The following is a 7,747-nucleotide window of genomic DNA, read 5'->3' as shown; positions in this document are numbered from 1 at the left end:
GCGGGCGCCGCGCCGAGGGCAACGAGCAAGAGAACGTAGGCTGGAAGATGTGCGGTGCTCATGGAACAAGCCTTCGTTGGCCGTCCAGGGTCCGAAAGCCGCAAGTTCGGCTATGTGGAAAACGGTGGGGGAAATCTGCCGAAGGAAAGAGGCCGAACCCGTGGCTTTTGCGGTCAAGAGGCCGAAGGCGCTGTAGTACACTTGGTGGAGCAGTTTGCTGTGCCCTCAAGCTTGTTTAGAAGCGCTTCTCATTCAGTTGCGCGGGGGTCCCAGGCTGACTACGCGTATCCAACCCTCCAATTGCGAATCCTCGCGGATTCAATGCTGCGGAGGATTGTGCCTCTTGCGGTCCGGCGAGTCATTGGCCGGATGAGAAGTGCAATGGATGCCAGGAGCCAAGGCCCGTTCGGGTCCGGCTAATTAACCGTCAACTATTGGCAGGGTAAGAGCGGCCCGCGTGGCTCTCTCATGAATGACCTGCCGGAAGGAGCGTCGGCATGCCCGTCGTAACTATGCGCCAGCTGCTTGACAGCGGCGTCCACTTTGGACACCAGACCCGTCGTTGGAACCCGAAGATGAAGCGATTTATCTTCACGGAGCGCAACGGCATCTACATCATTGACCTTCAGCAGTCGCTGTCCTACATCGACCGCGCTTTCGAGTTCGTCAAGGCTACTGTCGCCCACGGCGGCACCGTCCTGTTCGTCGGCACCAAGAAGCAGGCCCAGGAAGCAATTGCTGAGCAGGCTACCCGTGTTGGCCAGCCGTACGTCAACCAGCGTTGGTTGGGCGGTATGCTCACCAACTTCCAGACCGTTGCCAAGCGTATCCAGCGCATGAAGGAACTCGAAGAGATCAACTTCGAGGACGTCGCAGGCTCGGGTTACACCAAGAAGGAGCTCCTGCTCCTCAAGCGTGAACTCACCAAGCTGGAAACCAACCTCGGTGGTATCCGCAACCTGACCAAGGCTCCTTCTGTTCTGTGGGTTGTTGACACGAAGAAGGAACACCTGGCTGTTGACGAAGCCAAGAAGTTGAACATCCCGGTTGTTGCCATCCTGGATACCAACTGCGACCCCGACGAAGTCGACTTCCCGATCCCGGGCAACGACGACGCCATCCGCTCCGTAAACCTGCTGACCCGCGTGGTTGCCGACGCCGTTGCTGAGGGCCTCATCGCCCGTAACCAGCGCGCAACCGGTGCTGCAGAGGCCCCCGAAGAGCCGCTGGCTGAGTGGGAGCGCGAGCTCCTCGAAGGCAGCAAGGCCGAAGCTGCTGAAGCACCGGCCGCCGAAGCTCCGGCTGCGGAAGCTGCCGAAGCACCGGCCGCCGAGGGTACCGAAGCTGCTGCCGGCGAAGCCGAAGCAGACAAGTAAATCCGGACCTTTCCCGCGCCGATTTCGGTGCGGGGAGCTACTGACAGGATGGCGGCCCACCAGGTGGGCTGCCGTCCTGTCAGTCCGTAAACACATAAATTTCTAGACAGAGGGGTTCACATGGCGAACTACACTGCTGCTGACATCAAGGCCCTGCGCGAGCGCACCGGCGCCGGCATGATGGACGTCAAGAAGGCTCTTGACGAGGCCAACGGCGACGCCGAGAAGGCCATCGAAATCATCCGCATCAAGGGCCTCAAGGGCGCTACGAAGCGTGAAGGCCGCTCCACCGCCGAAGGCCTGGTTGCAGCCAAGGTCACCGACGGCGTGGGCGTAATGATCGAGGTCAACTGCGAAACCGACTTCGTCGCCAAGGCTGACAAGTTCATCCAGCTGGCCGACAAGGTCCTGGCCGTCGCCGTCGAGTCCGGCGCTGCCGACCTCGAGACCCTGCTGGCCATCGACGTCGACGGCAAGCCCCTTTCCGAGGTTGTCGTCGAAGAGGGCGCCGTTCTCGGTGAGAAGGTTGTTGTCCGCCGCATCGCCCGCATTGAAGGCGGCACGGTTGACGCTTACCTGCACAAGACCTCCAAGGACCTCCCGGCCCAGGTCGGCGTCCTGTTCGCCGTTGAAGGCGTGGGCGACGCCGCTGCTACCGCAGCCCACGATGTTGCTGTCCACGTTGCAGCCATGGCCCCGAACTACCTCAGCCGCGAAGATGTCCCGGCCGAGCTGGTCGAGTCCGAGCGCCGCATCGCCGAAGAGACCGCCAAGGCCGAAGGCAAGCCGGAAGCCGCTCTCACCAAGATCGTCGAAGGCCGCGTGACGGGCTTCTACAAGGGCGAAGTTCTCTTGGACCAGGCATTCGCCAAGGACTCCAAGAAGACCGTTGCGCAGGTCCTCGAAGAGGCCGGCGTCAAGGCAACTGCCGTTGCCCGTTTCCGCGTCGGAAACTAGTTAGACATACAAAAGGGGTGGTCACTTCGGTGGCCGCCCCTTTTGCATGCAACGGCAGGCCCGCACCGAGTGCATCCAGAGCCGGCAGCTTTCTGCCCGGCCCCCAGCAAGATAATCTAGCCAGAGTCCACAAACGGGAAGGCACCATGGAAACCGAGAACACTGCAATCCATCCGGAGAAGACCCGTCGTCGTGTACTGCTGAAGCTGTCCGGCGAGGTCATCGGCGGCGGAAAGCTTGGTGTTGACCCGGAAACCGTCCGCGCCATCGCCAAGCAAATCGCCGCCGCCGTGTCCGAGGTCGAGGTGGCAATCGTCGTCGGCGGCGGTAACTTCTTCCGCGGCGCCGAACTGTCCCAAAGCGGCATGGATCGCTCCCGCGCCGACTACATGGGCATGCTCGGCACAGTTATGAACTGCCTGGCCCTGCAGGACTTCCTGGAGCAAGCGGGCGTCGAGACCCGCGTCCAGAGCGCCATCACCATGGGCCAGGTGGCCGAGGCCTACATTCCGCGCCGTGCCATCCGCCACATGGAGAAGGGCCGCGTCGTCATCTTCGGGGCAGGCGCAGGCCTTCCGTACTTCTCCACCGACACCGTGGCCGCCCAGCGTGCACTCGAAGTGCATGCCGACGTCGTCCTCATGGCAAAGAGCGGTGTGGACGGCGTGTACACCGCGGATCCCAAGAAGGATCCCACGGCAGAGAAGCTCGAAAAGCTCAGCTACGACGAGGCCCTGCGCCGCGACATCCGCGTCATGGACCAGACCGCCATGACCATGTGCAAGGACAACAATTTGTCCATGGTTGTCTTCGGCATGGAAGGCGAAGGGAACGTCACCCGGGCCATCCTCGGCGAAAAGCTGGGCACCCTGGTCACCCCCTAGCAAGGGCTAGGATATTTCTAGGACTCTTCCGCCCGCAGGGGCGGAAATTTATTGTGCATTGCGGCCCGTGGACCGGGGCGCGACTATTTCTGAGGAGAAACCGTGATCGAAGAAACCTTGCTCGAAGCCGGGGAAAAGATGGACAAGGCGGTCGAGGTAGCCAAGGAGGATTTCGCGTCGATCCGTACCGGTCGCGCGAACCCCGGACTCTACAACAAGGTGATCGTGGAATACTACGGCACCCCCACACCGCTGCAGCAGCTGGCTTCCTTCGCTATCCCGGACGCCAGGACCATCCTGATCACGCCCTTTGATAAGACCTCAATGCGCGATATCGAAAGGGCCCTGAGCGACTCCGAGGTCGGCGCCAATCCGTCCAACGACGGCAACGTCATCCGGATCACCATCCGGAGCTCACCCAGGAACGCCGCAAGGAATACGTCAAGATCGTCAAAGGCAAGGGTGAGGACGCAAAGGTTTCCATCCGAAGCATCCGGCGCAAGGCCAAGGACGCCCTGGACAAGCTCGTCAAGGACGGCGAAGCCGGCGAAGACGAGGGTGCCCGCGGTGAAAAGGAACTCGACGCTATCACCAAGGCACACGTCGACGGTATCGACGAGCTCCTCAAGCGCAAGGAAGCCGAGCTGCTCGAGGTCTGATGAGCGAGGCTGAGCCGGCGCCCGCGCAGGGGATTCCCACACGCGCCAGACGCCAACGAGGCAACCCGACGCCCAGGGCGGGCCGGAATCTTCCGGCCGCCATCGGCGTCGGACTCGCCATGCTCTTCGCCGTCCTCGGCGGGCTGCTGTTCCTGCCGTTGGGGTTCGTTCTCCTGACCACTGCGTTTGCGGTCCTCGGCGTGTGGGAAATTTTCCGTGCGCTCGAAGGCCAGGGCACCAGGATGCCGATCATCCCCGTGTTGACAGGTACCGTGGCGATGCCGCTTGCGGCTTACTTCGGTGGCACCGAAAGCCTGCTCTTCGCGATGGTGCTGAGCAGCACGGCGGTCCTGCTCTGGCGTTCCCTCGAAAGCGCCGCGGGAGCTCCACGCAGCGTCTTCTCCGGAATCTTCACGCTTGCCTGGGTGCCTTTCCTGATCAGCTTTGCCATCGTGCCCCTCCATGCAGGCGGGGGAGCGACGACGGCGGGTCCCTGGCCCGGCGGGCAGGTTCCCGCGGGTGCCTGGCAGATTGCCGTGATGCTGCTGCTGGTGGTGTCCAACGACACTTTCGGGTACCTCGTAGGGGCACTCTTCGGGAAGCACCCGATGGCCCCCAAGATCAGCCCCAAAAAGACCTGGGAAGGGTTCGCGGGCTCAGTGGCAGGTGCCATGGTCATCGGGATCCTCGCCAGCGTTTTCGTCCTGGGCAGGCCCTGGTGGGTCGGGGTGGTGCTTGCCGTGGGCATGGTGGCCGCCGCTACTGCCGGTGACCTCGCGGAATCCATGGTCAAACGGGAACTTGGCGTCAAAGACATGAGCAGTATCCTGCCCGGACACGGCGGGGTCATGGACCGCCTCGACTCGATCGTCTTCGCGGCCCCGGCAGCATATATTCTTTTCGCGCTGTTGAGCGGCGCCTGATAACCACCCAGAAGGAAAGCAGTGGCAGTGGACATTCGTCGCCAGATCCCCGCAGCATTTGAGCGCGTGGCGCACAGCAAGTATGGCTACAACGCAAAGCAAGTTGACCAGTTTTTCCAGCGCGCCCGGTTGTCGTTCGAAAACCGGGCCGAGGCGTCGGAGAAAATCGTTAGCAGCGATGTCCGGGCGGTTTCGTTTGATCCTGTCAAGGGCGGATACGACGCTACCGCTGTGGACGCCGCGTTGGACCGCCTCGAAGATGCCTTCGCCCGGCGTGAACGCGACGAGCTGATAGCGGCCGAAGGCGAGGAAGCCTGGTTGCTGAAGATCGGCAAACTCTCAGGAGTGTTGCGGGGCCGCTTGCACCGGCCTGATGGCGAGCGTTTCCGCCGGCCGGACAAGAAGCGTGCGCGCAGCTACAACATCGCCGAGGTCGATGCCTTGTGCGTCTCCCTGATCGGTTACCTCGAAAACGATAAACCGCTGAGCGTCGACAACGTCCGCCGAGCCGCTTTCTCCGAGGCCCGCGGGCGCGACGGCTACGAAGAGGCGCAGGTTGATGCCTTCCTCGACCGGGTTGTCGAGCTCATGGCGGCGATCGACTAGCGGAGCTGGCGCTCCGTGGCCACCGGCCGTTCCGGGACGTGAAGCCTGGTCATCAGCCGGGTGACAGTCCCGGGGACCCGGTGTTTCGTGGCCCGTGAGACGAGCACCATCACGGCAAACGCGGCAGGCACCGTCCACGCCGCGGGCTGGGCAATCCATCCGGGCGCAGCGGAACCGATGACCGTACTCGATACCAGCGCACCCCCGCAGAGGACGGCTCCCGTCAGCATGCCGGCAATCGCGCCTGCGTCGCTCAGGCCGCGCCACCAAATGCCGAGCAGCAGGACAGGACAAATGGTGGACGCCGTGAAGGCGAACACCAGCCCTACGCTGCCGGCCAAGGCCATTGAATCCGTCGTGAATGCAAAGGCCAAGGGGACGAGGGCGGCCAGGAGGGCGGCCACCCGGAATCCGCGCACGCTCCCGCCAAGAAGGTCCTGGCTGATGACGCCGGCCAGCGAAACCACCAATCCCGACGTCGTCGAGAGGAATGCGGCAAACGCGCCGGCAACCACCAATGCCGACAGGAGATCGCCCGGCATTCCGCCCAGCAGCTTTCCAGGCAGCAGCAGGACCAAGGCGTCGGGCCGTCCGCTGCGTGCAAGCTCAGGAGCGAAGACCCGACCAAGCAGGCCGGACGCCGTCGGGAATAGATAGAAGACCGACAACAGGCCCAATACGATGAGGGTGGTCCGCCGCGCCGATTGGCCGTCCGGGTTGGTGTAGAAGCGGACGAGGACGTGGGGGAGTCCGAGCGTTCCGAAAAGCAGCGCCACCAGGAGCGAAACAGTTTGGTAGAGCCCGGCCGCGGGAAGGCCCGTGGGATTGCTCGACGCTTCCGCCAGGACCGGTGAGCCGCCGCCCGACTGGTTCAACAGCAGGTACACCACAGGAACGGCCAACGCCGTGAGCTTGAGCCAATATTGGAAAGCCTGTACGAAGGTGATGGAACGCATGCCACCGGCCACTACCGTGACGCAGACCACCGCGACGACGGCGATGGAGCCCACCCAGGAAGGCAATCCCGTGCTGATCCGGATGGTGAGCCCGGCGCCCTGAAGCTGCGGCACGATGTAGAGCCATCCGACAGCAACAACCACAAGGCTCGTGACGCGGCGGACGGCTTTCGACTGGAGCCTGGCCTCCGTGAAATCCGGAATCGTGTAGGCACCCGATCGGCGCAAGGGGGCAGCCACGAACAGCAAGAGCATCAGGTAGCCGGCCGTGTAGCCCACGGGGAACCACAGAGCATCCGTCCCCGTCAACAGGATCAGCCCCGCGACGCCCAGGAAACTCGCTGCCGACAAGTACTCGCCGCCGATCGCCGAGGCATTCCACCACGGCCGGACAGTGCGGGATGCTACGTAGAAGTCGCTCGTGGTGCGCGAAATGCGCAGGCCGTAGAAGCCGATCCCCGCAGTCGCAAGCGCCACGCCCAGAAAAGCCGCGAGCCCGACGGCGGGATTCACTTCTCCTCCACAAGATCGCGGTAGCGGGCTTCGTTCCGTGCCGCGGAGCGGTTGTAGAGCCATGCGCTCAGGCCGATCACCGGATAGAGCGCTACTCCAAGGATGATCCAATTTACCGGGACGCCCAGAATCCGCATCTGCGCGAGCTGGGGGACCAGCGCCACCATGGCACCGTAGGCGGCCAGCACCAGCAGGAATCCGGAAGCCACAACTACGGCAAGGCGCAACTGCGAACGGATGAGTGACCGGACGAAGACCTGCCCGACGTCGGAGTCTTCGGCGGCCTCGCGTGAATTGTACGGACGCTTGGGGGCTACCCTGGCAACTGATTGCGGGGCCGTAACCCTCACCCGCGTCATCCTTGGGGCCGGATCCGGGTGGCCTCGAGCTTGTCCCGCACGGCCGGAAGGTGCCTGCGGCTGATCGGCAGTTCGGCTCCGGCCACCGTGACGCTGGGGCGTGCGGCGGCAAGTTTCATGTGCCCCACGTGGTTCAGCGACATCAGGTATGAGCGGTGGATGCGGATGAATCCGGCTTCCGCCCACTGCTGTTCGAGGTCGCTCAGGGTACCCGGATCAGGTAGCTTGCCTCCGCGGTGTGCAGCCGGGCGTAGTCTCCCTGGGCCTGGACATAGCTGACGTCGTCCCTCCGGATCATCCGGGTTGTTCCGCCTTGGTCAACCGTGATCATCTCCGGTACCTTGCTGCCGTCCTTGATGAGCTCGCTGATGCGGCTGACGGACCTCGCCAGGCGTTCGGCACGCACCGGCTTGAGCAGGTAGTCGACGGCAGCCAGTTCGAATGCCTCCAGCGCGCAGTCTTCGTCGGCGGTCACGAAGAGACGGCGGGAGGGCGGGGGCTGCGCGAGATGGCG

The 7,747-nt window shown here is 63.5% G+C and carries 7 protein-coding genes and 2 pseudogenes; 6 read left to right on the top strand and 3 right to left on the bottom strand.

What is annotated here, in order from left to right; genetic code table 11:
• Positions 1–497: 497 nt before the first annotated feature.
• The 6 genes and pseudogenes from rpsB (at position 498) to AHiyo1_RS05290 (ending at position 5,405) form a co-directional block, all read left to right on the top strand.
• The gene (rpsB, locus tag AHiyo1_RS05315; RefSeq protein WP_059387849.1) at positions 498–1,376 is read left to right on the top strand and encodes a 30S ribosomal protein S2; all 879 of its coding nucleotides are present in this window, start codon (positions 498–500) and stop codon (positions 1,374–1,376) included.
• Between the two features lie 120 nt (positions 1,377–1,496).
• Positions 1,497–2,333 carry a translation elongation factor Ts gene (gene tsf / locus AHiyo1_RS05310; protein ID WP_059387848.1) on the top strand — a complete coding sequence of 279 codons (837 nt, stop codon included), beginning with the start codon at positions 1,497–1,499 and terminating at the stop codon, positions 2,331–2,333.
• A gap of 146 nt (positions 2,334–2,479) precedes the next feature.
• The gene (pyrH, locus tag AHiyo1_RS05305) at positions 2,480–3,217 is read left to right on the top strand and encodes a UMP kinase (RefSeq protein ID WP_059387847.1); all 738 of its coding nucleotides are present in this window, start codon (positions 2,480–2,482) and stop codon (positions 3,215–3,217) included.
• A 102-nt stretch (positions 3,218–3,319) separates the two neighbouring features.
• Positions 3,320–3,876: pseudogene (frr, locus tag AHiyo1_RS05300) on the top strand (ribosome recycling factor).
• A complete protein-coding gene (locus AHiyo1_RS05295) occupies positions 3,876–4,799 on the top strand; it encodes a phosphatidate cytidylyltransferase (RefSeq protein WP_059387845.1) in 924 nt (307 codons plus the stop codon). Before frr ends, AHiyo1_RS05295 begins: the two are co-directional and overlap by 1 nt.
• Positions 4,800–4,820: 21 nt before the next feature.
• Entirely contained in the window at positions 4,821–5,405 is a 585-nt protein-coding gene (locus AHiyo1_RS05290) for a DivIVA domain-containing protein (RefSeq protein ID WP_059387844.1), read from the top strand.
• Here the strand turns inward: AHiyo1_RS05290 and AHiyo1_RS05285 are convergent.
• The 3 genes and pseudogenes from AHiyo1_RS05285 to AHiyo1_RS05275 all read right to left on the bottom strand — a co-directional run.
• Positions 5,402–6,874 (bottom strand): sodium/solute symporter, encoded by a 1,473-nt coding sequence (locus AHiyo1_RS05285; RefSeq protein WP_059387843.1) that lies wholly within the window; start codon positions 6,872–6,874, stop codon positions 5,402–5,404. The two genes, AHiyo1_RS05290 and AHiyo1_RS05285, sit on opposite strands and share 4 nt — an antisense overlap.
• The gene (locus tag AHiyo1_RS05280) at positions 6,871–7,233 is read right to left on the bottom strand and encodes a hypothetical protein (RefSeq protein WP_059387842.1); all 363 of its coding nucleotides are present in this window, start codon (positions 7,231–7,233) and stop codon (positions 6,871–6,873) included. The genes AHiyo1_RS05285 and AHiyo1_RS05280 overlap by 4 nt, the downstream gene beginning before the upstream one ends.
• Positions 7,230–7,747 (bottom strand): annotated as a pseudogene (locus AHiyo1_RS05275) (LytR/AlgR family response regulator transcription factor); the annotation flags it as partial. The gene AHiyo1_RS05280 and the pseudogene AHiyo1_RS05275, both read right to left, overlap by 4 nt.

The organism is Arthrobacter sp. Hiyo1, assembly GCF_001263615.2.
GTDB lineage: Bacteria > Actinomycetota > Actinomycetes > Actinomycetales > Micrococcaceae > Arthrobacter.
Note: the sequence above shows the minus strand (reverse complement) of the source record. Positions and strands in the feature narration are given on the sequence as shown.

Bases quoted from the DNA above. Each gene is read 5' to 3' on its own strand.
- rpsB (WP_059387849.1), top strand. From the start codon at position 498: ATGCCCGTCGTAACTATGCGCCAGCTGCTTGACAGCGGCGTCCACTTT.
- pyrH (WP_059387847.1), top strand. From the start codon at position 2,480: ATGGAAACCGAGAACACTGCAATCCATCCGGAGAAGACCCGTCGTCGT.
- AHiyo1_RS05280 (WP_059387842.1), bottom strand. From the start codon at position 7,233: ATGACGCGGGTGAGGGTTACGGCCCCGCAATCAGTTGCCAGGGTAGCC.
- AHiyo1_RS05295 (WP_059387845.1), top strand. From the start codon at position 3,876: ATGAGCGAGGCTGAGCCGGCGCCCGCGCAGGGGATTCCCACACGCGCC.
- tsf (WP_059387848.1), top strand. From the start codon at position 1,497: ATGGCGAACTACACTGCTGCTGACATCAAGGCCCTGCGCGAGCGCACC.